The organism is Porphyromonas sp. oral taxon 275, from assembly GCF_018127745.1.
GTDB lineage: Bacteria > Bacteroidota > Bacteroidia > Bacteroidales > Porphyromonadaceae > Porphyromonas.
In genome coordinates, this window is record NZ_CP072333.1 from 2,085,607 (window position 1) to 2,108,138 (window position 22,532).

28 protein-coding genes and 2 pseudogenes are annotated in these 22,532 nt (G+C 46.2%); 8 read left to right on the forward strand and 22 right to left on the reverse strand.

The genetic code is table 11. The features are described 5' to 3' along the window. Positions 1-41 precede the first annotated feature (41 nt). The 7 genes from J4862_RS08375 to imm9 (J4862_RS08405) all read right to left on the reverse strand — a co-directional run bounded on the left by J4862_RS08375 (position 42) and on the right by imm9 (J4862_RS08405) (position 4,872). Positions 42-617: an imm11 family protein gene (locus J4862_RS08375; RefSeq protein ID WP_211788644.1), complete on the reverse strand. Its 576-nt coding sequence runs from the start codon at positions 615-617 to the stop codon at positions 42-44. A gap of 19 nt (positions 618-636) precedes the next feature. After that, positions 637-969, reverse strand: coding sequence for an AHH domain-containing protein (locus tag J4862_RS08935; RefSeq protein WP_211789584.1), 333 nt, complete (start codon positions 967-969; stop codon positions 637-639). Positions 970-1,002: 33 nt separating this feature from the next. Then, entirely contained in the window at positions 1,003-1,209 is a 207-nt protein-coding gene (locus tag J4862_RS08880; protein ID WP_211788645.1) for an RHS repeat-associated core domain-containing protein, read from the reverse strand. Between the two features lie 1,169 nt (positions 1,210-2,378). After that, entirely contained in the window at positions 2,379-2,558 is a 180-nt protein-coding gene (locus J4862_RS08390) for a hypothetical protein (protein ID WP_211788646.1), read from the reverse strand. 467 nt (positions 2,559-3,025) lie between these two features. Beyond that, a complete protein-coding gene (imm9, locus tag J4862_RS08395) occupies positions 3,026-3,661 on the reverse strand; it encodes an Imm9 family immunity protein (RefSeq protein WP_211788647.1) in 636 nt (211 codons plus the stop codon). Positions 3,662-3,734: 73 nt separating this feature from the next. Further along, complete coding sequence (locus J4862_RS08400; RefSeq protein ID WP_211788648.1) at positions 3,735-4,310, reverse strand: imm11 family protein; 576 nt, start codon at positions 4,308-4,310, stop codon at positions 3,735-3,737. Between the two features lie 88 nt (positions 4,311-4,398). Continuing rightward, complete coding sequence (imm9, locus tag J4862_RS08405; protein ID WP_211788649.1) at positions 4,399-4,872, reverse strand: Imm9 family immunity protein; 474 nt, start codon at positions 4,870-4,872, stop codon at positions 4,399-4,401. 541 nt (positions 4,873-5,413) lie between these two features. Between imm9 (J4862_RS08405) and J4862_RS08410 the strand changes: the two genes are divergently transcribed. After that, positions 5,414-5,899 carry a histidinol phosphate phosphatase gene (locus J4862_RS08410; RefSeq protein ID WP_211788650.1) on the forward strand — a complete coding sequence of 162 codons (486 nt, stop codon included), beginning with the start codon at positions 5,414-5,416 and terminating at the stop codon, positions 5,897-5,899. A gap of 231 nt (positions 5,900-6,130) precedes the next feature. On the opposite strand, the gene J4862_RS08415 is transcribed toward J4862_RS08410, so the two are convergent. The 11 genes and pseudogenes from J4862_RS08415 to J4862_RS08465 form a co-directional block, all read right to left on the reverse strand. Continuing rightward, positions 6,131-6,595: a hypothetical protein gene (locus tag J4862_RS08415; RefSeq protein WP_211788651.1), complete on the reverse strand. Its 465-nt coding sequence runs from the start codon at positions 6,593-6,595 to the stop codon at positions 6,131-6,133. 661 nt (positions 6,596-7,256) lie between these two features. Next, positions 7,257-7,538, reverse strand: a complete 282-nt coding sequence (locus J4862_RS08940) for an Imm17 family immunity protein (protein WP_211788652.1) — start codon at positions 7,536-7,538, stop codon at positions 7,257-7,259. Positions 7,539-7,686: 148 nt separating this feature from the next. After that, positions 7,687-8,184, reverse strand: coding sequence for an Imm42 family immunity protein (locus J4862_RS08425; RefSeq protein ID WP_211788653.1), 498 nt, complete (start codon positions 8,182-8,184; stop codon positions 7,687-7,689). A gap of 380 nt (positions 8,185-8,564) precedes the next feature. Continuing rightward, the gene (locus tag J4862_RS08430) at positions 8,565-9,194 is read right to left on the reverse strand and encodes an Imm43 family immunity protein (protein ID WP_211788654.1); all 630 of its coding nucleotides are present in this window, start codon (positions 9,192-9,194) and stop codon (positions 8,565-8,567) included. Between the two features lie 142 nt (positions 9,195-9,336). Further along, entirely contained in the window at positions 9,337-10,197 is an 861-nt protein-coding gene (locus J4862_RS08435) for a hypothetical protein (RefSeq protein ID WP_211788655.1), read from the reverse strand. Between the two features lie 150 nt (positions 10,198-10,347). Beyond that, positions 10,348-10,836 (reverse strand): ankyrin repeat domain-containing protein, encoded by a 489-nt coding sequence (locus tag J4862_RS08440; RefSeq protein WP_211788656.1) that lies wholly within the window; start codon positions 10,834-10,836, stop codon positions 10,348-10,350. Further along, on the reverse strand, positions 10,799-10,927 hold the full coding sequence (locus J4862_RS08945; protein WP_211789585.1) for a GH-E family nuclease: 129 nt from the start codon (positions 10,925-10,927) through the stop codon (positions 10,799-10,801). Before J4862_RS08945 ends, J4862_RS08440 begins: the two co-directional genes overlap by 38 nt. Before the next feature lie 648 nt (positions 10,928-11,575). Next, positions 11,576-11,944 carry a hypothetical protein gene (locus J4862_RS08450; protein ID WP_211788657.1) on the reverse strand — a complete coding sequence of 123 codons (369 nt, stop codon included), beginning with the start codon at positions 11,942-11,944 and terminating at the stop codon, positions 11,576-11,578. A 159-nt stretch (positions 11,945-12,103) separates the two neighbouring features. Continuing rightward, on the reverse strand, positions 12,104-12,646 hold the full coding sequence (locus J4862_RS08455; RefSeq protein WP_211788658.1) for a hypothetical protein: 543 nt from the start codon (positions 12,644-12,646) through the stop codon (positions 12,104-12,106). 23 nt (positions 12,647-12,669) lie between these two features. Beyond that, the gene (locus J4862_RS08460; RefSeq protein WP_211788659.1) at positions 12,670-13,101 is read right to left on the reverse strand and encodes a hypothetical protein; all 432 of its coding nucleotides are present in this window, start codon (positions 13,099-13,101) and stop codon (positions 12,670-12,672) included. A gap of 691 nt (positions 13,102-13,792) precedes the next feature. Beyond that, positions 13,793-15,109: pseudogene (locus J4862_RS08465) on the reverse strand (tyrosine-type recombinase/integrase). On the opposite strand from J4862_RS08465, the gene J4862_RS08470 reads away from it, so the two are divergent. The 7 genes from J4862_RS08470 (at position 15,105) to J4862_RS08500 (ending at position 20,254) form a co-directional block, all read left to right on the forward strand. Beyond that, positions 15,105-15,323 (forward strand): hypothetical protein, encoded by a 219-nt coding sequence (locus J4862_RS08470; protein WP_211788660.1) that lies wholly within the window; start codon positions 15,105-15,107, stop codon positions 15,321-15,323. The pseudogene J4862_RS08465 and the gene J4862_RS08470 sit on opposite strands and share 5 nt — an antisense overlap. A gap of 251 nt (positions 15,324-15,574) precedes the next feature. Beyond that, complete coding sequence (locus tag J4862_RS08475; RefSeq protein WP_211788661.1) at positions 15,575-16,801, forward strand: site-specific integrase; 1,227 nt, start codon at positions 15,575-15,577, stop codon at positions 16,799-16,801. A 32-nt stretch (positions 16,802-16,833) separates the two neighbouring features. Then, positions 16,834-17,310, forward strand: a complete 477-nt coding sequence (locus tag J4862_RS08480) for a DUF1896 domain-containing protein (protein WP_211788662.1) — start codon at positions 16,834-16,836, stop codon at positions 17,308-17,310. Positions 17,311-17,445: 135 nt separating this feature from the next. Beyond that, positions 17,446-17,781, forward strand: coding sequence for a hypothetical protein (locus J4862_RS08485; RefSeq protein WP_211788663.1), 336 nt, complete (start codon positions 17,446-17,448; stop codon positions 17,779-17,781). Positions 17,782-18,125: 344 nt separating this feature from the next. After that, entirely contained in the window at positions 18,126-18,557 is a 432-nt protein-coding gene (locus J4862_RS08490) for a hypothetical protein (RefSeq protein ID WP_211788664.1), read from the forward strand. A 5-nt stretch (positions 18,558-18,562) separates the two neighbouring features. Next, complete coding sequence (locus J4862_RS08495) at positions 18,563-18,985, forward strand: PcfK-like family protein (protein ID WP_211788665.1); 423 nt, start codon at positions 18,563-18,565, stop codon at positions 18,983-18,985. 3 nt (positions 18,986-18,988) lie between these two features. Further along, on the forward strand, positions 18,989-20,254 hold the full coding sequence (locus J4862_RS08500; RefSeq protein ID WP_211788666.1) for a PcfJ domain-containing protein: 1,266 nt from the start codon (positions 18,989-18,991) through the stop codon (positions 20,252-20,254). A 102-nt stretch (positions 20,255-20,356) separates the two neighbouring features. Here J4862_RS08500 and J4862_RS08505 read toward each other — a convergent pair whose 3' ends face one another. The 4 genes and pseudogenes from J4862_RS08505 to J4862_RS08520 all read right to left on the reverse strand — a co-directional run bounded on the left by J4862_RS08505 (position 20,357) and on the right by J4862_RS08520 (position 22,530). Then, on the reverse strand, positions 20,357-20,950 hold the full coding sequence (locus tag J4862_RS08505) for a type 1 glutamine amidotransferase family protein (RefSeq protein ID WP_211788667.1): 594 nt from the start codon (positions 20,948-20,950) through the stop codon (positions 20,357-20,359). Between the two features lie 107 nt (positions 20,951-21,057). Beyond that, a pseudogene (locus J4862_RS08510) lies at positions 21,058-21,499 on the reverse strand (lysozyme). 12 nt (positions 21,500-21,511) lie between these two features. Next, positions 21,512-21,943, reverse strand: a complete 432-nt coding sequence (locus J4862_RS08515; RefSeq protein ID WP_211788668.1) for a DUF3872 domain-containing protein — start codon at positions 21,941-21,943, stop codon at positions 21,512-21,514. Positions 21,944-21,957: 14 nt separating this feature from the next. Then, a complete protein-coding gene (locus J4862_RS08520; protein WP_211788669.1) occupies positions 21,958-22,530 on the reverse strand; it encodes a conjugal transfer protein TraO in 573 nt (190 codons plus the stop codon). Positions 22,531-22,532 lie beyond the last annotated feature (2 nt).

Consider the following 22,532-nt stretch of genomic DNA (forward strand, 5'->3'; position numbering starts at 1 on the left):
TGTTTGAAGACATTGTTTCAACTCTTTATCTACGATACACTTTATCTCACCAGTTTGATCTTGGTGAACTTTGCCCCAGAGAGAGAGTTCCCGTAAAATTCCCTAACGAAGTTTTCGCTAACAAACATCTCTTCAGTGGCTTTTAATAATCGAAAGGCATCAACTCCTAACGTTTTTGTTTGTGATATTGTTGCATCACGAATCGTCTTGTAGGTTCCCTCTAATAGGGGATTAAAATGTGCATCCTCCTTGGTCCAGAATGAAACTATTGAGTGTTCTTCATCAATGCAATCAAGAAAATTACGAAATCCCAAAAGGTAATAATGAAACTTCAAATTGCACTCTGAAGGTACAATAGGGAAATATCTAAAATCCTTTTCTCCATAAACATCTTTAAATCGATGCGAGACGATAACACTCCCTCCTTGGCTTAGATTCAAGTCTAATTCATCTTTTCCTGAATCAAAATCCACATCGAATTCGATCGGAGAGTCAAACTCTACCATAGGATCATATTCAATCTTAAGTAATTCATAATCCTCGTAATTCGTCGGAGATGAAAAATCGAGACAGTCATATTGCTCTGACAAATTGAAAAACAACTTATAGTAATCCATTGCTTCATGTTTTAGTTAATCATTTATTTACTTGAGAACCGACTTCTTGGGCTTCAGAGGCGACCTCCTTAAGAGTACTTTTTGCTGCCATTTGATACTGCTCTTGAGATTTTTGGGGGTCAATTCCCTTAGTTGCTCTTCTTAGTTTGTTGTAGACATATTCATGATACTCATCAGGGTGAGGACCTTCATGATTTGGAACATAAACTTTATTGTCAGGACCATCTATATCTAGTTGATCTTTATCGAAGAAGGATTTGAGCCGATTTGTCCATTTTTTCCCTCTCTTTTGTTTTTGTTGGTTGCAATATGATGAAGGGAACCTTCGAGTTTGTTGTATAAACGAGCTGATAGCCCAAACAGATTTACCTCAAGTAAGCTACCTTTAACATAGGCATGCATAGCAATCCCCCACCAAGCCAATCGGATCCTCCGAGATGTATCTATCCTGCTCAGGGTCGTAGTATCGAAATCGATTGTAGGCCAGCTCCGTCTCGTGGTCGTAGTACTGTCCTTGGAAGGGGAACGGTATCGACACGTAGCCCTCGGGATTCAGTCCAGGCTGAGTCTCCTCAAGGATCTTGCCGTTCATATCCAAACGACGATACCACACCTCCTTGCCCTCCTCGTCATACGCCTCCGTGGGTGTGCTGAGTTGGTCACAGAGATGCTGTATGCCTTGCCTTCTTGGATGAGCACCAGTGGCACGAAGCTCTGACTAACGCCTCCTGGAAAGAGACGCTCCAGCTCAAAGCCTAGGCTGTCGTACTGAAGCTCACTTGTGAAGCTTGCATTCGTTTCCGCTTCGTCAGCTCTGAAGCAAACCAGCTGGCCATAAGCATTACGCTCATAGCTGAGAGCTGAGCTCCAAGACTGCTCCGTAAAGATACGATAAGTCCGTGTTTGTCATAGCTTCGCTCGATGAGGTATGCATCACATCACTCCTCGACAGGCAAGCCGAGACTGTTGTAGCTGTAGGTCTACTCCTCGACCTTGTCGTAGTCGTGGGTAATATGTGTTACACGGCTGGCTACACTTGTCATACTCGTACTCTTTGAACTTGCCACTGGGGAGCGTCTTCCTGATGACACGACTGGCACGGTCGCGCTTATAGGTACGGTACTGTATGCCGCAGCCTTGCTCGCGCACCACATGACCCGCTGCGTCTAGCTCGAAATGGTAACCCAAATGAAGTAGTCCAGTGCATGAAATTCCAAAAGTAAATTCATGAGGATAACTAACATATAGTCTAATTTAGTCTCCGAGAAGAAAAAGACTTACATCCGAGGAAATATTTACGAACCTTTCCCACAAAGAAAGGAGTGTCACATAATCTCTGTCATAACAGTAGGCTTTCTCTTTGTCTATTATCCTCTGAGTGAGAAAATCCTGAATTGCTAGGATATGGCATGGATACAAAAACGTTTTACCATAATCGTCAATTCGGCATCTAAATAAGGGGTAAAGACACTCTTCTGAAAGCAAAAAGACTTCCTTGTCTGACAAGAAAAACAATTCATGTTTCCCTTGCCTATCTTCTATGGGGTGCACAGAAACAGGCATACTATGAGGTTATAAATTGTTCTTCGGGGAATGACGCTACAATCTTATTCTTGACAGGATCGACCACCACTCTTAATGGTACGTTCTGCTAACTTTTGTAGTTCTTGCACTTCCCAAGGTGCTGTGTAGATGTTTTAGGCAAATGCTTAACACGACTGATGAGAGAAGAGGGTTCACCTCCTTTATCTGATTTAAGATTTAGGGAGTCTCCTCTGCCATCAAATTTGCCCATTCAAGACCTTTAAGTTTAGAACGATTTTCTATGCTAATCGCGTCTTTGATTCCGAGATTATCATCAAAGGTACTTCGCCATGTATAGAATAGACGAGACAGAATTTTAAATAATAAGTTCCAATCTGCAGTAAATGCGATTGTCATTGATATGCGATTCTTTATCTTATAGTATGGTTCAACCTCTATCTCACCGACAGAAGTATTTCCCATTAAAGATAATAACTCTGAATGCACTGTCTCTACATGCCTTTTGTGAATAATTAGTGTCAGCGTATATTTCCTCTGTTTCATCTTTTAATTGAACTTTTTAGTGCGTAATTCGACCTTGGAGAGATACATTTAGATGTTTCCCATCAGAGCTAAGACCAGAACGCTTAAACTGCTCTCCTTTATACAAAGTATGTTTTTAGCCCATAAAAATCGACACAGCCATTGCTATCCTCCACATAACTATGTAGTGTTAGTGTTCCACTAGCAAAGCGTATCGTACTGATGCTCTGAAACAAAATGGCTTTCGGCTTGATCCGCTCGGAAGCGAATCAGCTCGCCAAACTCATTGCATTCATAAACGAGGTTAGCCCCCAGCGAGCTGGTCAATGAGCTTATCTGTCTCATCTTTTTTTCATCTTTATTTTTACCCCCTCGAAAGTAACTCCCCTTGCGAAAAGCTCACGCACACCCTTAATAATCAAGTCGTTTACATAATCGTACAGACTGTTGTAGGTATCTAGGTCAATATCGATTTTGTGAAAACGCTCATCATTGAAGGGGAGCTGAGGAGTGATTTGTTTCCACCCTATCCCCCAATCCTTATCTATCGAAGAAGGTAGGGGCAAGTGAATCGTAAACTCCTTCTCTTTATCGTTCTTGTAGGTTCTACTCCTCTTAAAGATCCAGAGGAAAGAACCATGATTTTTTATACTTGTATAGTTTATACAAATCACCATAGTCCAACCGTCTAACTTCTCTATACCTTCGATATGCTGAATGTAGTTACTGATAAAACTTAATAGAAGTGGCATATCTTGCACCAGAGGAGTATTGATCAACATTGAACTAAAACGTATTCTTATATTCATGACCCTAACTATTTTTACGGTAACGATGCTGTACACCTTGCCATTGAGGAGCAGTTCCATCGGCACGAAGCTCTCTTCCTCAAAGACCCAGGCCTTGAGGTCAAGCTCGTAGTGTTGCCAGCCGTCGTCCTTCCATTCCCTGCCGGAGTTCCACTCGTGCAGCGGCACATTGCTGCTCCATACCCAATGGGTGTATTCACTGGCGAGCTTGCTGAGATGACGCCCTAAAGCATAAAAACTATCAATCTACTTTAATGGGGGAGAAGCTGATTCCGCTCACTCGTGCCTTTTTCAACGCCTTCTTGACTCTGTCAGAGACCGCTATTCTCGTTGGGAAGAAAAGCGCCTCAGAGGAACCAATAATTGGGACAATCGAGTATTCTTTTATCTTCTCCGTAGAGAGTACTGCTTTAATCAATATGCTTTTATTCACCCCATAAAGAGAACTGTCTTCATTAAGTATATCAAGAGTTCTAGTGAATTTTGGAGCAAAATAACGATACTGATTTCTTGACTGAACTACGGGCACTTCGTACCATTCAATTCCTTCCTCGCCTGTCATTAATTCATCTATGATATTTCGAACTTGTTCTGAGAATAATGGTACACCCAAGTCATCGGCGATATAGTCGTCCAATGTCATTTTTGGGGATAGTCTGTATTGGAATGGAAATCTTCTGTTAGCTTCGATTGCCTCCATCCAATCTATAAGGGTTTTTCCCCCATCTGGAGAGACCGCTAGGGGTGTTGAGGAAGTTTCCTCTTCGGGGAATTGTATTTGCCACCATTTATTTATATCCATCCTGTTTTTCGTCATAAGTCGGGGTTGTTTCTTACGGGGACATTCCCCCGACCTCTCTATGCTACCACCACGTAAGTACTTGCATTCGGGGTCATTGAAGAGGTTACCCTAAAGGAGATTTGCGGAATTTAATCCGATGCCCACCACATGTTACACCTTTGGTAAAAAGTAGAATTAGTGCTTTTGTCGCTGCGTCAACAATGTAGTCCTCTATTGTTTTATAACTTGAGTAATCTATCTCTTCCACAAAATAAAAGTGCCTACTGTCTGATATCGGATTCCATAAAGACCATTCTACTTTTCGAAGTCCCCATGGAGCTTGTTTATGACTAGGAATGGAGATTGAGATAAATAAGCGATACCGCTCTCCCCAGCGAAAAGAGCGTTTAGTAACCCCAACCCTATCCGAGGCTCTAGTCATAACGGAAATAATCAAAGATCTTCCTCCCATATCAAGTTGTTTCGCAAGTTTATCTACTATCTTGCTAAACCTAACTCCTACAGCCTGCAGATTAATTTCTAGGCTTGTTAAGTTTGATATTTCACTTGGAAATGATAGCTCAATATGCTCCTTCATGATTACCTATCCCCGCTTTTGCGACCTGCCCCGTTTTAGGGCTAAATACAGCATATAACACCCAGTCGCCTGTACTAATAATCTCATTTTTGTGCAACCCTAACACATCTATCCAGCTATTGCTGTCTCGCACATAGCTGTGCTTTGCTAATGTTCCTAGCATATGCTACTCCTTGTCTCGTGTTACTTTATTCTACTTCTTCCTTGAGTAGCTGTTGCTTCGTCGTCTATATTCTTGGCTCAAAGCTACAGGTTTTTCGCGACAGAATGAGCTGCGCTCTGTGGGTAAGGCTTAGGGACTTGGCAAGCAGTCGAAATAAGCCCTTCGAGCGAGGTCTATAAGCCTGCTTCGGAAAGTACCTTATGAATCAACAGAAAGTGGCTAATCTTTTCGGAAAAAGTGGCTAAACTTTTGCGCAAAAGATTAGCCACTTTTTCTGGGAAGATTACTAACTTTGTCCTCGAAGCATCTAATACCTCATCGCAAAGTCCCTCCTCCTTCCTTGAGGTTCACCTGAGGGAACTAAATCTAAATCATGTCATGGCCAACAAACCATTGCAATTCGTAGTCGTCGAGCGCAAGCTCAATGTCGGCAAAAACGCAGGAAAGCTCGTCCAGATCGCCAAGCCTACGGGCCGCCATCGCATCGACTTCCGCAACTTCTGCGAGCGTGTCGCCAAGTCCACCACCTTCAACCGCCAGGAGGTCGAGGCCGTCCTGAACTACGCCACCGAGATCGCCAAGGACATCGTCGCCAATGGCGATATCGTCGAATTCGGAGATCTCGGCACGCTGATGCCTTCGTTCAAGAGCAAAGCCGTCGAGCAGGGCACCAAGTTCAACGCCAACGTCCACATCGAGAAGCCCGTCGTGCTGCTCCAGCCCTCTAAGAAGTACTTCACGCTCACGGGTGTCAGCTACGAGCAGACCGAGGCAAAGCCCGCCAAAGCCGCTAAGCCCGCCAAGCCCAAAGCAAACGAACCCGTGCCTAAGCCCAAGGATGAGTCCCACAACAGCGGGCTATAAGGGCTTCGTCCTCCCTTGAAACGACTTCGCCCCGAGCAGCCGTCTGTGGCCGCTCGGGGCGAGGTGTTTTCTTCCGCCTCAGCTGGGAACGATCCCGCTCAAGGGATAAGCCCTCGTACTAAAAAGCTAGAGTTTAATAAGCTATGAAGCTATCAAGAATAAGCCCTGTATATCTATGATCATATACTTCCAGACACAACACCTGAGCTAAAGGCAATTAACCGCTCAGCCTTACCCTTTGCTCAGCACCACCATTCTATTAGGGATATAAGCATGAACAACCTCACCCATGCAAATCGGGACCCATACGGACCAGTCCTTACAGTACCAAAAGTGCCGCTTTATCTTCCTGATGATAGCACTATATTCCTTCCTAAATTCAGGAAAGGCTTTGCCTCCAAAATAGGCAAGTCTCCCTGGCACATATAAACCATCATCTCTCACTATGGGAGAGCGATAGACTATGACTGGGCTATCTCTATACATGATAGCCTCCTCTTCAACTATAAGCCCCCTATACTCATAGTTAGTTATATAAAGAGAAAAAGGAGGACGCTCCATAATCCAAGATCCCTCTATACTCCCTTCTACTTCACAGAGTAGGTCCCTATAATATATGCGTTCCCATTGAGATAGGAATATGGAGTGAACAATATGCTCTGCCTCTTTATTCGCGATGTATTCGAAGTACATCATAATCCATTGTTTTAGGTTATAATGATTTCCTATGACTTGCCTTAGGCACTTCCCCATTCTCGCCCTAGCCTGGATCTATATGAAGTTAAAGGCGTCATACTGATACTCATTCGTGAAGCGTGCATTCGTTTCCGTTTCGTCAGCTCTGAAGCAAACCAGCTCGCCATAAGCATTGCGCTCATAGCTGAGCTGAGCTCCGAGACTACTCCGTAAAGATACAATAAGTCCGTGTTTTTCATCGCTTCGCTCCATGAGATGCGTACCACAGCACTCCTCGACAGGCAAGCCGAGGCTGTTATAGCGGAAGCTTACCCGGGCGTGTTCATTCACCGCCTATCGTAGGCGCCCCGATAGTTCGAGTGAACTAGTACCCCATTCATGGGTCGTCGCTAGAGGGACCCATGAATGGGGTACTGGGCCGACCCATGAATGGGTCACCTTGGCGACCTATGATGGGTTATCGAGACTCCCCCTGGTTATTCTTCTTGACGACCTACCTGATCTTCCGTTGAGACGACAGGGCTCTACTCGTTGGGCTAGCTACTCGGGGATGATCTTCCGATATGACCTCAAGCTCAACCCTGATGTTGCTGGGATCATTGCAGTCGGATCATGGAGGACTGATAGAATGAGCCCTGCATAAATTCATTGGGGCATGGAGCTAGTAGCTACGTAGGAAGAGATAGGAAAGCAATACGATAGCCAAGAGGATAAGAAAGCCACTGACGATACGCAAGCCTGTACGACCTAGGAAGTCTTCGATCATATGCCATCCACTATAGTGGCCAGCAGGGCGTACAGCCCAATCCTTGTCACAGATGATCCCAACGAGGTATATTACGAAGACAAGGATAATGATGAGGTATGCCCAACTAGGATGAGCCAGGAGCTCTGCCTTCAGAGCCTGTCCTAGGTGCACAATATGCTGTTGAAGTCTTTCCATCTATTTTGTTCTTTTTGAGGTAGAGGCTTTGCCGTTCCTCTTGGTCACAGTCCAACCCACCTTACATAGATAAGATAGGAGTGACTGCAAACGATGAGTAGACCAGAAATCCAGCAGACCATAGAGTATATCTACACCTTATAGAAGCCTATTTATAATGCCGCTCCAAGAGATTATGAATTTTATTGGAGAGATTGCAAAAGACACTTTGAACATCATCGACATTAATATTAATACAGCAATATCTCTGTTCCTCAAAATCCTCTGCAATAATCCATGCGTTTTGTTGTATATCTTGCAGTAAGAAGACGTGACAACTATCAAAGGATTCAGCAGCCTCAACAGTAAGAGGGTATCCATAATATTCATAGCTCCCTGATACACTCTTCTTATCAAAGATCTGAAGCGATATGTCATCAAGGTCCTCTGTATCTAAGCCTCCTTGCTGGATATTCTTCTTGAGGAATAGTTTGGTAGTCTGCTCTCCTATATTTAATCCTCCAAGAAGCAAACCTAAAATGCTAATTAATTCAATATCACCATAAGCCTCTCCATCAACCCAGTAGCAAATCTGACCAAAAGGAGGGGTAGTATCTAGCGAGGCGTAAAACTCTACCACAAATGTCATTTTTTCTCCGATAATCATTTCTTCTTGTATGTTGCATTCGGGGCTTGGGGATATCCCTCGTCGTCAAATCGTCTCAACACTTCTGGGGGAACTTTTATCCCTCTGGGGCTATTTGTTGCCCCATTCCATCGTAGCGGAAGCTCACACATACGTGCTCGTTTATTTCCTCATATCTAAATAGCTCTATGATAGAGCTTTCATCTGAGTATAGAAGTCAGCATAATGTTCATCATCCTCTGATATCTCTCTGATATCGTTTAGGAGCTCCTTCCTTTTATCAGAGGGTAATCCAAGATAACGTTTGATCAATAACTGGCTATAATCAGGAGCATTGATAATGGATTGCAACATCAACAGATCCCATGAGGGAGCTTGCTTCCTCACTATCGAACTATGTTCTATTTATAACTAAACCTATTAAGTCCAGCTTCTACTGAAGGGGAGAATTTTATTCCTATGAGCTTCATCCCCTTGCATCTTTGACGAAATTCCTCAGAAACAAACAAAGTGGTTGATATAGGACTAGGTGATATGACAAAGGCTTCCCAAGTGACATCTTCTCTAATGCAGAGACGTTCTATACGCTTTACCCACCCAGTCTTCTCTAGCTGTAGTACAGACTGTTCTTTGTCAATAAGGTCGTCTGTCATGAGGTAGAACTTTATGATGTAGTATTTACCCTCAACAATAGACTGCTTCCTCTTGTTTACTATGAATACCTCCCTGTAAACGAAAGGTTGAACCTCCATTGAGAGCAAAAGAGAAAGAAATCGTTCAGAGACAACGAACCAATCATAGTACTTTCTTAAATCAAACTTATACTTCCTGTCAGGACTAATCAACCAAAGCTCTTCGGGGAATTCCACTCGTTCCCATTTTCCTTCACTCCAAGCCCCATGATCAGCTGGACGCAGGCTCCAAGGATTTTTTTCGTAGAATGCTGTACGTAAAGCACACTCTTGAATAGAGCAAGGTGCACATCTCTCTGTTATCTCTTTTAACGCCCAGTATTTATTCAAGTCTGCCATCTTCTGACACATCACTATTTTACGACATTAATTGCTCTCTCTAAAATCTCATCATAGATTTCATCTAGCTCTCTCAAGACCAAGACCGCAACTATTCTCTTACATACTTATGATATGCGTCCTATATCCGGATGAGGTACTACTATAGTAGCTGTTCTCGTCTTTGGGTGATTAACTGCTCCAGGGTGTGGGTATAATGCTTTTTGTTGGGACAGAAGAAAATGTCTTTAAGCGTTCTACTTTCCAATAGAGGTCTTAAATCCCCATCAATACAGTTGAAAAACTTAATTGCATATAGAGATTGCATCTGGGGGACAAAATCTAAACTCTCAACTCGATCGATGGTGAGCTTCTCAATCACATTGTTGCCTTTCAGAGGAGAGAAGTCCGTCATGTTTTTGCAGCATTCCACATGCAATGTCTTCAAGTTAGGCAAGCTTGCAATTGGAGACATATCATACACTTTACTTGCACACCAGATGGTTAATGAGGATAAGGACATCATCGATTGAATACCATTTAGATGCTCCAAACGACGTCCTACAAACTCTAAGCTATCCAAATTTTCCAAAGCTGTTATTTCTTGAAACCCCTCTTGCCCCACAGTTACCATTAACAACTCTCTTAGAGTTTTCAATGCTGACAATCCTCTAATATACTTGTCACTATCAAGTACAAGCCTTTCCAAATTAACAAGTTTCTCCCACTCAATCTCTATTGGATGCGACAGCGAAAGAGAAACCAATGAGTGCATATCGCTCAAAACTCCCCCGTCCTTAAGATTAACAATCTTAAAGTCATCATTTAGAATGAAGTTACGGATAAAGTCTTGACAAGCGATAAGATGAAAGTCAATCTTATAGCGATGTCCAGAATTCTGATTGAGGGTTCTAATCCGGATCGAATCAATTGCCTTTCTCCGAGCATACTTGAGCCCTAAATCAATAAATTCCGGGTCAACATCAAGAAACCCTATTTCTTTATTATAAAAATACTTGAGCATGATACATCTGTTTTTGATAACTTATTTTCTTTTTCTTCTCGAATAGCCTCGGCCAGGGGTGCTGCAACCACGGGTCATAAGCGATACGTGAGGAGAGGAACTATCTAAATAGGCTCCATTACTGGGATACCCGAAAGATGATTCCGAAAATCAATCCTTCATCAAGTCAATAGGTTTTACTCCGTAATTATTTCTTATAGTTAGTGATGCTCCATGTGCCAATAAGAAATCCGTTATCGCAGGGCTTACACGATATCGTATAGCTAAAAATAATGGAGTATTTCCATCTTCATCTTGCGCGTCTATAATAGCTCCTAGCGATACTAATCTTGAGACACTATTGAGATCATCTTCAATAGTGGCACAATGCAATGCTGTACGGAAATATCGATCCTTAGCATTCACATCAATATCATAGCCATCCAACAAGAGTTTAATCAAATCATGACAATGCTCTATGATTAAATTCATTAGAATATTTCGACCATCTCGATCACAAGCATTTATGCCATACTCCTCTATTAGTATGTAAAGGAGTTCCTTATCCATCGTAGCTAGAACTTTGAACATTGAGTCTTCAAACCGCTTAACAGCTATACGATTACTTTTTATATCCTGCTTTTCTTTTTTTCTTTTCATGCTTATGGGATCTATTCTCTTTAGGGTCTTCTATCTGAAACCATTCAGGATGATTATTTACAAGGTCGTTGAGACAAACCTCTGGCTTCAGCCATCTTTTCTAAATGCCAATGTCCATGACCAGGTTTATGCTCCAAATCATCATAGTGCTCATCTAACACCTTTAAGAGGCCTGAGAACAGCATAGCTCCATAATCCCCCCAGGGCATCGACCTATTCATTAGCAGATAATACTTCATAGTGACTCCTTCTTCCTTAAGTAGCTGTTGCTTCGTCGTCCATCTTCTTGGCTCAAAGCTACAGGTTTTTCGCGACAGAATGATCTGCGCTCTGAGGGGAAGGCTTAGGGACTTTGCAAGCGGTCAAACTAAGCCCTTCGAGCGAGGTCTCTAAGCCTGCTTCGGAAAGTACCTTATGAATCAAGAAAAAGTGGCTAATCTTTTGCGCAAAAGATTAGCCACTTTTTCTGGGAAGATTAGTAACATTGTTCTTAGAGTACCTAAACCTCCGTCGGGAGGGCCTTCTAACTCCTCTGTCTTCGCCTATAAGAGCGAAGTAAAACCTTTATGTGAAGGCTTCGAACGCTCAATAACAGCCTTAGCTTCTAGCTGCGCTTCGTGTAGCTTCATCAGCACAAGGGGTACTAGCGTGACTAGGGCTTCCTCCCATCTTCGAGGCAAAACTAGAGCATGACAACTAGCCTCTCCATTCGCGTTCAATGCAAACGAGATCAAAGCCTTCAGAAGACCGCGTCGCGTGGATAGCTGAACTTCCCGAGCACCTTCAGTGAATCCCGGAGGGGCAGATACCAGACCGTCAGCAGGCTGTCCTTATTCAAGCTCCAGGTGAACTCTAGGATCTGCGTCCGATGCGCCCTGCGCTCTTCGTCCGAAAACAGATCTTCTATCGGCGCCCTAAACTCATCGTGCCCTTCGGAGAGGATGAAGCTGTCCCGTCTCAAGGGGCTGTAGAGCTGATCTAGCTCGTCGATGGAATAGGTACTTGGGAACTTGGGGCTAAGAGTTCCCTCCTTCCCTGAGCCCGTCTGTGAGGAGCACGATAACCCTAGCACAAGGAGGACGCTGGCATACAAGATACTTATCCGCATAGGCTAGCAGGTATAGCTATAGACCAAAGTCTGATTGGATGAATAGGAAAGCTAGTTGTAGACGTCCGAATACCTTAGTCCCGTGAAGCACTGAAAGAGGAAGACATCCCGCACACGGTCAAGCGACTGCTTCGCTGGGAAGAATTCGACCCGCTGTAACTAGATAAAATCAAGCAATCTGATGGATTCTTTTTGAGATGTGAGCGTCAAGGCAAAAGAGTCTAATAGCTCTTCAAAACTTTCAGCTTCAACACTAAACTCCTCAAACATAGGCTCGCGTCCATAGATGATCTTCCCCTTATTTGCTCCAAATATACCAATCGCAAGATAGGCGTATCCATTCCTAAGGGAATAGGCAAAGGGAAGATAACTATTCCAGAACTCTATCAGAAACGCCTTCTCGTCATCATCTCCATCTTCTTCTGCGGCTTGAATACTCAGCTTCTCGTATTCATCCCAAGAGAAACCTGCATCATTGCTCTCAAGATAGTTTGAATAGGATAGAAACCACGAATCCTCGCCACTACTCAACAGCTCTTGAAAGCTATGGATGAAAGCCTGAAAGCTCTGTGGCGTTGCTTTGATTAGATTGAGGGCTCGATTAGACGCTGAAGAAAGATCATCTCCTTGCTTTTCGGTCAAAGGTCTAAAAGACCATCCTTTTTGAAGGAGGAGTTCGATAAACCAACTATAGCTATTCATTGCTTCTGATACGTCTTTAGTTCTTATAGCATCTGATCATTTGATAGGTATGGCGAGATGAGCTCGTCTATCACAAGCATCTCTCCATACCTATTAAGAATCGGCTTGACGTTTATATTTGTCTTCTTGACTACTACATACATGATATAATCGTAACCAAAATGAATCTCTAGACCATCATTGACCAGCTTACCCCAACACTCATCTCTAAGGATAGCTTGTATTACAAAAGAAAGCCTTTCTAGACCGACGATTTCTCCTTCTCTCAAAGCAAAGGCATCATAATTCTCAAATTCCTTTATAGTAAAGAATTTAATGCCCATCTCCCGGGCAAGCTCTAACAACAAATCTATATATAGACTTTCCACATGGAGATACTCCTCTTCGGATACCAGCTTCCCAATATCAAAGAAGCTATTCCATGCTGCTCCATTTCGAATACGTACTGAATACATCACTAATCTCTTATACTGTTCAAGTTCCTATCGTCTATCCCTGGCCTAGTTCATTTAGGGCTCGATAGTTGGGAGCACCTCGGACTTTAGCTTCTCGTAGTAGGGGAACCAGTTCTTATATCTGTCTTCTGAGAAAACGAGATCACATTCCTACAGCTTTTCTCTTGGGATCCCTCCAAGGCCTAAGACCTTATCCTTCATCGAGTAACAATAGATTCCTCAAGCAAGGCGAATGAGCGAGCCTTGGTGGTCCAACACTCCAAGGATTTCAAAACACTTCTGCCTTCCCTGCGGGATACAAAGTTCACAGAAGAGACTATGGCACCCCTTCCGTACTTTGACTCACCCTTAATAATCTGGCCATCAATACTCTCCATGCATATACAAGGGGATGTCTGTCGCAAAACTACATGTTTTTCACGACAGAATAACCTTCGCTCCGTGGGTAGGTAGGGCAACCGCATCAAAGTGCAAGTATCTCGATCGAGCTCCCCCTGAGTATTACATAGCAACCAGAGGGCCTGTGCAAAACCATAGAGAATACAAAGCTATGACAATAGTCGTTTGAACTCCAACCTAATAGTAGCACGGGGTGCAAACCTATATTGGTTCGCACGTTGACCACCAATTGGAGATCTTGCTTCATAAAAAACGACACCGAGAGCTAGGCTTGGAGCCTATCTGCTTCTGCTTACAATTGATTGAACTTACTCATGGCATTCGCCTTGATGTCGTCCGCAATATCGATGTAGGGTTTCATCGCCTTGTAGTCGCTGTGCCCTGTCCATTTCATCACAACTTGAGGAGGAATGCCAAGGGCAAGAGCATTACAGATAAAGGTACGACGACCAGCATGCGTACCAAGCAGAGCATACTTGGGAGTCACCTCATCGATACGCTCGTTCCCTTTGTAGTAGGTCTGGCGGATAGGCTCATTGATACCAGCAAGTTCGGCGAGCTCCTTGAGGTACTCATTCATCTTCTGGTTGGTGATCACGGGGAGCGCCTTATCGTGCTCAAATACCACATCCTGATACTTCTCCAAGATAGCCTTACTGTGCTTATTGAGCTCGATAACCAGGCTATCAGAAGTCTTAATCGTAGTGACTTCGATATGATCCTCCTTGATGTCGCTTCTTCTAAGGTTGTAGACATCCGAATACCGCAGCCCTGTGAAGCACTGGAAGAGGAAGACATCACGCACACGATCAAGCGACTGCTTAGCTGGAGGGATCTCGAACTCTCGGAGCTTCGTCAGCTCCTCCCAAGTCAAGAAGATGATCTTCTTCTGCGTATCCTTGAGCTTAGGTCTGAAGGTATCGTAAGCATTGTTGCTATGTATCCCTTGACCAAAACTCCAACGCAGGAACCACTTCAAGAAGCTGAGTTGCTTCCCGATCGTGCTATTGCGCATCTCTCGGACCTCTCGAAGGTAGCGCACATACTCCGTCAGCCCAGCCTCGTTGAAGAAGGAAAAGCTGAGCTCGGCTCGGAAGGATCTAAGATGATTCTTCACTGCAGCGAACTTCTCGTAGGTGGCGTGCGTCCAGTCGTTCTGTCGACCACAGACCCGAACAAACTCATCAAAGGCTTTGTAGAACTCTACCGAAGCATCGGGCTTATCGGAAGTCTGCTCCGCTTCTACGTCGTCAGACCTATGCCCGGCATTGAAGGCGCTCTTAACATCCGCAGGGCTTGGCATAACCTCGGCCACTTCAAAGCGCTTGAACACCTCTTGAAGCTCGGTATAGTATCCTAGGAGTGCAGCGTTGATCTCTGAAGCAGATTACTTAAGCTTGTTCGTGCATCCATTTTTTACTCGTTGCTTGTCTGCATCCCATTTAGACACATCGATACGATAGCCCGTTGTGAACTCTATTCGCTGGGAAGCAAAGTTCACACGCATGCGGATAGGGACGTTCTCCACGATCAGGATACCGTCCTTCTTACGGCTCTCCAGAGCAAAGATGATATTACGTTTGATATTCATAACGCTTGGGTGTATGATTTACACACCCAAAGATACACCCAAATATGGATACGGCAAGGGAGATCCCATGATACTCCGCTTTACCCAGAGCCGGAGGATAACAACTGATATGCAACACATTGAATACCTTAGATCATTCATGAGGGTTCAAGAGGAAGAGCCGCTCTCTCCGCAAAGAGGCTTCAAAGTGACTGCAAAATGGTCGTCACAGAAGCTTTCAAAACAAGAGTAAATCGTTGTAGGACATGGTCTTACAACGATTTTTCTTTGTATGCAGTCCATAGACCTGACGGCTTACCCCTAGGGTCTAATCGTCATCAATCGGTCAAATTCTGCTACAGAAACTGCTACACAAATCGAAGCGTAGCAATTAGTGTAGCAGTGACGGCTAAATGAAGGGCTAATTGAAGGCCGCAACATACTCTCATTCAATGTATAAGTAAGTAACTTTGTAGCACGTGCTACACTAAGGAATGATGCATTATGAGACAATCGTTCAGGGTGTCCTTCTACCTACGCTCCAACTACGAGAATAAAGAAGGCAAGTCGCCCGTCATGCTACGGATCTTCCTCGCAGGAGCGATGAGCAATCTTGGCTCCACGAAGATCTTCGTAGACAAGGCACAGTGGAATAGCAGAACCAGCCGGCAGAAGGGACGCTCCTCCGAAGCCCTCGCTGTCAATGCTAACCTAGATGCCATCTCTGCTAGTCTCCACTCCCTCTACCACAAGTACCAAGACGACCAAACGATCTCGCTGGACAAGCTTCGCTCCGCCTACCTCGGGCAGATCCAGGAGTTCAGCACCTCTCTCCCTGTCTTTGACAAGTTCATCGATGACATCCGTCAGCGCGTGGGGCACACCATCAGCAAGGAGAGCTTGCAGAAGTACAGCGTCTTGCGTAGGCACTTCTTCGAGTTTCTAGTACACAGGTATAAGCGTAAGGACATCGGACTGATGGAGTTCACACCTGCCATCATCCAAGACTTCGAGCTATACCTTACGACAGTGGCTCTGTGTGCCTACAACACTGCGGTCAAGAAGATGAAGACCTTGAAGACCGTCACGATCTATGCCCTCAAGCGGGGCTATCTCCTCCAAGATCCCTTTCGTGATCACCACTTCCACCTCGCCCCAGTGGATAGAGGCTTCCTTACCGACGAAGAGATCCTGAGGATAGCCAATAAGGAGTTGACCATCCCTCGCCTTGAACTCGTCCGTGACCTCTTCCTCTTCTCCTGCTTCACAGGACTTGCCTACATTGATGTGGCCAACCTGCGGCGGGAGCACCTGGTCACCCTGGATGGGAAGGCTTGGATCATGACACGACGGAAGAAGACAAGCGTAGAGAGTAACATCCTCCTTCTAGACATCCCCAAGGCCATCATCGAGAAGTATAGCTCGAGTACGACTTCCAAGGACGGGAAGCTCTTTCCTATCCTCTCCAACCAGAAGATGAATGCCTACCTCAAGGAGATCGCTGACGTGTGTGGCGTACAGAAGCGGCTCACCTTCCATCTGGCTCGTCATACCTTTGCGACGATGTCGCTCAGCAAAGGCGTACCGATGGAGAGCGTCTCCAAGATGCTGGGGCATACCAACATCAAGACCACACAGATCTATGCCCGCATCACCAGCAAGAAGATCGAGCACGATATGGAGCAGCTAGCTGGTAAACTCGATAAGTTCAACGAAGCCATGGGCCTCTAAGCCTATACTCTCCCCTTAATACAAGCCCTATTATGAACCAGACTAAGAAAGAGCTTTCCTACTTCCGACTCAAGCTGGAAGGCTACCTCAGAGACCATCATCCCGAGCTAGTGGCCAACAGCGCCTTCATCGGAGCTCGTGCAGACCTAGCCCTCTCCACCTACTGCGATAGCGTAGCCCAGGGCTTCTCGCACCTCGAGGCAGAGGCAATGGCTAGCGAAGTCCTCTACCAGGGACTCCATTTCTCCAAGTATGACACCCTCGTCTCCATCCTAATGGAGGAGTTCTCCGAAGAGCTTCCCGAGCCCCTCCCTCGTAGACTCGCCCCCATCCTCCTGGGCAACAAGTCTATCCAAGCGGTCTTCTCCAAATACGAGCTCCATGACGACTTCGACGGCAGTCCTGAGTACGAGCTACTCTACACCGAGCTGACGGGTACCATCGTCCTGCTCATCGAGGAGAACCACTTGCCCATCGTGGACAAGGCTGAGATATTCGTTCAAGAGTAAGATTCCACTGGGGACACTCGAGTATCAAGAGCCAAGATATACGCCCCGCTCCACACGTCAAGGGGCAAGAGCCCTTGCCCTTTGTGTCCCGGAGCATCTTGTCCCTACTCTTGAATCTCTAGCATGTCCCCAGTTATGAATACTCAAGCAATGAATCACGATCCACACAGCCCTATCTTCATCAGGGGTAAGGTCACTCCCGAGAAGCAGGCGAAGGCGCCAGCTCCTCCCACTCGCTCCATCGACTGGCGACGTATCATTGAGCTAGCTCTTATCCTAGCACTCGTGGTAGCTACTGTCTACTTCGTCTCGAGGCTAGTCACTACGCAAGTCGTACAGATCATGAGCGTCATCGTGGGCTTCCTCCTGCTACGCTTCGTCGTACAAACCGTCCTACAGGTCACCTTCACCATCCTTGGCTTCCTCTTCTGGCTAGCCATCTTCGTGGCGATCCTGATCTGCATCCTTTAACAAGGATGATTCCTCATACTCTTGACGGGTGGCTGGCTCTTAGGAGCTAGCCACCTTTTTACTTTCGACTTATAGGCTTTGCACTTCTGCTTCTCATCCAGCCGCTCCACTTGATGCGTAAGCGACGGATGCTGTTTCTTTTCCCTCGCAAAGGTAGGACGGGGCTGGGGCTACCCCAAGGTCGGTGCCTGCGGTTGGCAGGGAAAATCTCCACACTTCCGCCTCAAGGGCTCCAGGTAGTATTTTCCCCCAAACCTTGTGTCCACCATCGCCCCGCTACCTCTGTCTTGCTCGAAAAAGGAATCAGCATACTCCGATCGTTGGACGCATAAAAAAATGTCACTATGGATAAGCAGAACGTAAATACCACACCTTCGATGAAAGGAAAAGGAGATAGCTCCCCCTCTCATTACCGCATAAGTTCGGGGCTTGAGGAGTGTGCGTGTGCCGTGGCGACTAAGTTCGTGAAGTGGGAGGTGCAACCCTTGGAAACCCTCTGTGCCTGTGAAGCCTACCTCCTGCGTGTGAAGCTCAATCGTGGCGAAGCGATGAGCCGTGAGGAAAAGGATTGGCTATGTGAAGCCGTGAACAGCAACACCTACTTCCGCACCGCCGTCCCCGTGATGGGCTACCGCTTTGACTTCTTCGATGTGCTGAAAAAGTACTTGGTCAAGCAATACGGACAATGGGCAGAATACTATTCCCCCGACCGAACCAGCCTACGAAAGCACCTCTACGGACGTATCAACCAGATTGTAGAAATCCCTAAATACTAACGACAATGAGCGGAACAGAACAATTCACCCGTACCATATCTGAGTACCTCAACCTACGAGCTGCTACAGACCCGCTATTCGCCCCTAAGCTTAAGAAGCCCCACAAGAACATCGAGGACTGCATCACCTATATCTTAAAGCAGGTACAACAGAGTGGTTGCAACGGCTTTGAGGACGATGAGATCTACTCCATGGCAGTACACTACTATGATGAGGACGATCTAGAAGTAGGTAGCCCTATCGCCTGCCATGTGGTCGTCAATCATACCCTAGTCCTTACCGAGGAAGAGAAAGCCGAAGCCCGCAAGCAGGCGATACAGCAGTATCAAGCCCAGGAGCTACGCAGGTTGCAAGAGCCGAAGCGAGTGAAAGCGAAGGCAAGCACCGAGAGCGAGCAAGCACGCCAAGCCTCTCTATTTGATATGTAGCCTATGAAACCGAGAAACAAGTTTGAGCGAGCCATCCTAGCACAAAGCAGGTACCTCCGCCCCATAACGAAGGCACAGACGCAGTGGGCATTCCGTGAGTGCATTGACCACTTTGCCTACCGCCTCCCCAAGGGCAACACTACTTGTATGGATTGTGGGCATTCGTGGCAAATAATTGAGCCTATCGAGCGTTGCACCTGCCCCCAGTGTGGGGCAGACTTAGAGGTCACAACGACAAGGGCGAGGAAGTTAAAGCAACGGCAGTATTTCACAGTGCTGACCACTTCGGGAGGGTATCAAGTCTTGCGTATGTTCTTGCTTATTGCGGGTATGGAGAAAGGCTACCAAGCCAGCTCCTCCATCATGGAGATTGGTCAGTACTGGTGGAATGAACGTGGCAGGCAGTCTATTGTCGCCGTACAGCGAACGATGGGACATTATATAGATAGCTTTGCCTACTATTCACCCATGGCTATTCGTCGGGACAACGAAGCCTATCGCTTCGTCGCTCGTTGTCCCTTATGTCCTAAGGTTAAGCTAAGCGATACCCTAAAGAGAAATGGTTTCGATGGTAAGTGCTATGGCATTGCTCCTACGAGCCTTATCCCTGCCCTCCTCACAGACAGCCGAGCCGAGACCCTACTGAAAGCTGGACACACCGAGCATCTACGCTACTTCCTCAGCCGAGCAAGAACGATAGATGAGTATTGGCCAGCCTATAAAATCACACTTCGCAGGGGCTACGATATCACGGACATTGCCCTTTGGTGCGATTATGTGGATATGCTCCGTAGATTAGGTAAGGACACGCACAACGCCCTCTACGTTTGCCCCGAGGACTTGCAAGTAGCCCACGACGAGGTACACCGAAAGTTGCGGGCCCGGCAAGAGCGAGAACAAGAGGAGCACAAACGACAGAAGGCGCAGGAGGATGAAGCACGATTCCAAAAACTCAAAGCGCCATTCTTTGGTATCACCTTCACTGATGGTACCATCCAAATCCGAGTGCTGGAGAGCGTGCAGGAGTATATCGAGGAAGGACAAGCTCTACACCATTGCGTATTCACTAATGAGTATCACCTCAAGGAGAAGAGCCTTATCTTATCGGCTCGCATTGAGGGCAAGCAGGTAGAAACCATTGAGGTATCGCTTGAAACGATGCAGGTCATCCAATGTCGTGGCTTAATGAATCAAAACACCGAGTACCACGAGCGCATCATCGAGCTCGTGCATCAGAACATAAAACAGATACAAAGTCGTGTAGCCTAAGCCATAGCCCCTAAAAACAAAAGCCCCGAAACGATTTAGTAAATCGTTTCGGGACTTCTTTTCTTTGTCTTTGAGGAGAGCAGGCGACCAGAAGAAATGCAGTTACCTAAAAAATCCATTCTTGAAGAAATCATACCATCCAGCTATCACCTCAGGGGTATTCGCATGCAGCAAACGAAGCATCTCGCGAGTAAACTCTAAATACCCTAGACCATTTGCAGTAACTATATTCTTGTCGCTGACGGCTTGCTCTTCCACATATCCTGCCTCATTGGTATAGCTTTCTCCGCCCCATTGCTTGAGCTGGTCAAGACCGTTGCCCGTATGCTTGACATCGTTTAGGAAGCCGTGTGAGCATAAAAACGAAGATCCGTTGCATATTGCTCCAATGATTTTACCCTTACTCAGTGTCTCCTGAACCAATGGGGAGACAAGTTCAGCCTCGGGTGAATCCCAACTGTTTCCACCAATGAGTACCAAAGCAGTATAATCTCTCGGCATATTCTCAAAAGAGTAGTCGGGCAAGGTTCTTAAACCACCGATGGAACGGACTGCGTCCATGGTCGGAGCCGCAGTATATACTTCGTACTTGACATCACTTCCCGGCACTACGCCTACATGAAGAGCTGTGGAAAGAAACGCTCCTTCCCAATCAGTGTAGTCATTCAATAATATAAATATAACCTTCTGTTTCATAAATATTACTCTGCAAAAGTACTCATTTATAATTATAAAGACGAATGGAATAAACAATAAACCGATTCTCATAGTTCGATACCCTCACAATGACCATACTTTGAATATCAGGGAACATAAAACAGAGCAAACTCCACCTTCCTGCGTCTGAGTAGTCCTCTCACGACCTTGCCCTTGCTCAATCTTGCGAAGCAGCCTGCTTTTGCCTTGTTTGCCATAGCCAAGCAGGCGTCCCACACCAGCATTATAAGAGAGCAGTGTTAAAAGCAAGGCATCTTTGCCATAGCCCTTAAACACCTCAAAACGCTCCCAAAGGTCCGCTCGCAAGAGGGAGTCAGCTTGTCGCTCTGTTATCTCTGCCGTAAACTTCTCGCCCTTTTTAAGGTCGTGACCATAGCCGACATAGAGATGATGCTCCTTGCCGTGCCAGCCCTCAAAGTGTTTGACGCAAAGCACAGCTCGCTCAAAGGGCGGTAAGTCTATCCAACGCACTCGCCTCTGTGTCAAAGGCAAAGCCCCGAGATACAGCAGACAGAGCGTCAATATCATCTTTCTTTTAATCTACTCTGCCTTCTTGTGATTGAATGAAAATGTCAGTTGTCGCACCTTGCCGAAGTTGTCCTCTATGTACACATCAATCGTCTGCCGATCTGCTGACTGCGAGGTATAGTACAGGCGAAACTCCTCTCGCGCTAGGGGATAGCGGTCATTAGGCTTGAATGCTGCTCCTTTATCCAACCTCAGCATCCCCTTACCCTCGCTTTGGAAGTAGCGAAGAGTGTAGCGAGCCCCAGCAAAGCGACCAGCTCGCTTGAGGGAGCATCGTATTTCAGCCGTTTCGCCCCTACGGATGTCCTTCTGGACGGGCATCGTCTCCAGCGTGAAGTCATAAGCCTGCTGTACCTCCAGCTCGCAGTCACAAGCAGGGAGGTAGAGGCTCACTACGGCAAGTAGCCCCACAGCCCAGAGCGCATTCACAAATTTCCTTTTCATTCTTCGTCTTCGTTCTATAGGTTAAAGTGCAGTCCCAAGGCAAGGGCGGGACGAAAGCGATGTAGATCAGACCCGAGGAGCAGTCGCCCCTGAGCCTTGAGGACGAGGAGGAGCCTGTCGGAGAGGAAGCACTCTACCGAGCTATGCACCGCCCCACCATAGACGAGGCGAGAGCGGTCAAGAAGCGTCGCCCCATCGGGTAGCAAGGACTTCTCTTCATTGAGTTCTTCGTAGCCACCGAGGGCAGAGAGCCCTAGGTAGGTAAAGATGTTCTTACCCCTATCCGAGAGAAGCGGCTGCATATAGCCCAGCTGAAGAAGCATATCACGCATCGGCACGTCATAGTCACGATACGCGAGTCGCTGCACTTCATATTCCGCCAAGAGGAAGGCATAGCTAGCTCGCTTGAGGTACTTCGTAAGCGACACACCAGCGCCCCACTGCTCTTTACTAAATACCTTCTCTCCCTTGATAAGTGGCACAGACGCGATGACCTCAATCCCTTGCTGCTTCGGGATGAGTCGCTGTGCCTTTACCGAGAAGAACCCACAGACGGCACAAGTGAGGAGTAAACAAAACTTCTTCATAG

What these genes read in the sequence shown, in the direction of transcription:
- J4862_RS08375 (WP_211788644.1), bottom strand. Translation starts at nt 617, where the DNA reads ATGGATTACTATAAGTTGTTTTTCAATTTGTCAGAGCAATATGACTGT.
- J4862_RS08880 (WP_211788645.1), bottom strand. Translation starts at nt 1,209, where the DNA reads ATGAACGGCAAGATCCTTGAGGAGACTCAGCCTGGACTGAATCCCGAG.
- J4862_RS08390 (WP_211788646.1), bottom strand. Translation starts at nt 2,558, where the DNA reads ATGACAATCGCATTTACTGCAGATTGGAACTTATTATTTAAAATTCTG.
- J4862_RS08400 (WP_211788648.1), bottom strand. Translation starts at nt 4,310, where the DNA reads ATGACGAAAAACAGGATGGATATAAATAAATGGTGGCAAATACAATTC.
- imm9 (WP_211788649.1), bottom strand. Translation starts at nt 4,872, where the DNA reads ATGAAGGAGCATATTGAGCTATCATTTCCAAGTGAAATATCAAACTTA.
- J4862_RS08410 (WP_211788650.1), top strand. Translation starts at nt 5,414, where the DNA reads ATGGCCAACAAACCATTGCAATTCGTAGTCGTCGAGCGCAAGCTCAAT.
- J4862_RS08415 (WP_211788651.1), bottom strand. Translation starts at nt 6,595, where the DNA reads ATGATGTACTTCGAATACATCGCGAATAAAGAGGCAGAGCATATTGTT.
- J4862_RS08940 (WP_211788652.1), bottom strand. Translation starts at nt 7,538, where the DNA reads ATGGAAAGACTTCAACAGCATATTGTGCACCTAGGACAGGCTCTGAAG.
- J4862_RS08425 (WP_211788653.1), bottom strand. Translation starts at nt 8,184, where the DNA reads ATGATTATCGGAGAAAAAATGACATTTGTGGTAGAGTTTTACGCCTCG.
- J4862_RS08430 (WP_211788654.1), bottom strand. Translation starts at nt 9,194, where the DNA reads ATGGCAGACTTGAATAAATACTGGGCGTTAAAAGAGATAACAGAGAGA.
- J4862_RS08435 (WP_211788655.1), bottom strand. Translation starts at nt 10,197, where the DNA reads ATGCTCAAGTATTTTTATAATAAAGAAATAGGGTTTCTTGATGTTGAC.
- J4862_RS08440 (WP_211788656.1), bottom strand. Translation starts at nt 10,836, where the DNA reads ATGAAAAGAAAAAAAGAAAAGCAGGATATAAAAAGTAATCGTATAGCT.
- J4862_RS08450 (WP_211788657.1), bottom strand. Translation starts at nt 11,944, where the DNA reads ATGCGGATAAGTATCTTGTATGCCAGCGTCCTCCTTGTGCTAGGGTTA.
- J4862_RS08455 (WP_211788658.1), bottom strand. Translation starts at nt 12,646, where the DNA reads ATGAATAGCTATAGTTGGTTTATCGAACTCCTCCTTCAAAAAGGATGG.
- J4862_RS08460 (WP_211788659.1), bottom strand. Translation starts at nt 13,101, where the DNA reads ATGTATTCAGTACGTATTCGAAATGGAGCAGCATGGAATAGCTTCTTT.
- J4862_RS08470 (WP_211788660.1), top strand. Translation starts at nt 15,105, where the DNA reads ATGATTTACACACCCAAAGATACACCCAAATATGGATACGGCAAGGGA.
- J4862_RS08475 (WP_211788661.1), top strand. Translation starts at nt 15,575, where the DNA reads ATGAGACAATCGTTCAGGGTGTCCTTCTACCTACGCTCCAACTACGAG.
- J4862_RS08480 (WP_211788662.1), top strand. Translation starts at nt 16,834, where the DNA reads ATGAACCAGACTAAGAAAGAGCTTTCCTACTTCCGACTCAAGCTGGAA.
- J4862_RS08485 (WP_211788663.1), top strand. Translation starts at nt 17,446, where the DNA reads ATGAATACTCAAGCAATGAATCACGATCCACACAGCCCTATCTTCATC.
- J4862_RS08490 (WP_211788664.1), top strand. Translation starts at nt 18,126, where the DNA reads ATGGATAAGCAGAACGTAAATACCACACCTTCGATGAAAGGAAAAGGA.
- J4862_RS08495 (WP_211788665.1), top strand. Translation starts at nt 18,563, where the DNA reads ATGAGCGGAACAGAACAATTCACCCGTACCATATCTGAGTACCTCAAC.
- J4862_RS08500 (WP_211788666.1), top strand. Translation starts at nt 18,989, where the DNA reads ATGAAACCGAGAAACAAGTTTGAGCGAGCCATCCTAGCACAAAGCAGG.
- J4862_RS08505 (WP_211788667.1), bottom strand. Translation starts at nt 20,950, where the DNA reads ATGAAACAGAAGGTTATATTTATATTATTGAATGACTACACTGATTGG.
- J4862_RS08515 (WP_211788668.1), bottom strand. Translation starts at nt 21,943, where the DNA reads ATGAAAAGGAAATTTGTGAATGCGCTCTGGGCTGTGGGGCTACTTGCC.
- J4862_RS08520 (WP_211788669.1), bottom strand. Translation starts at nt 22,530, where the DNA reads ATGAAGAAGTTTTGTTTACTCCTCACTTGTGCCGTCTGTGGGTTCTTC.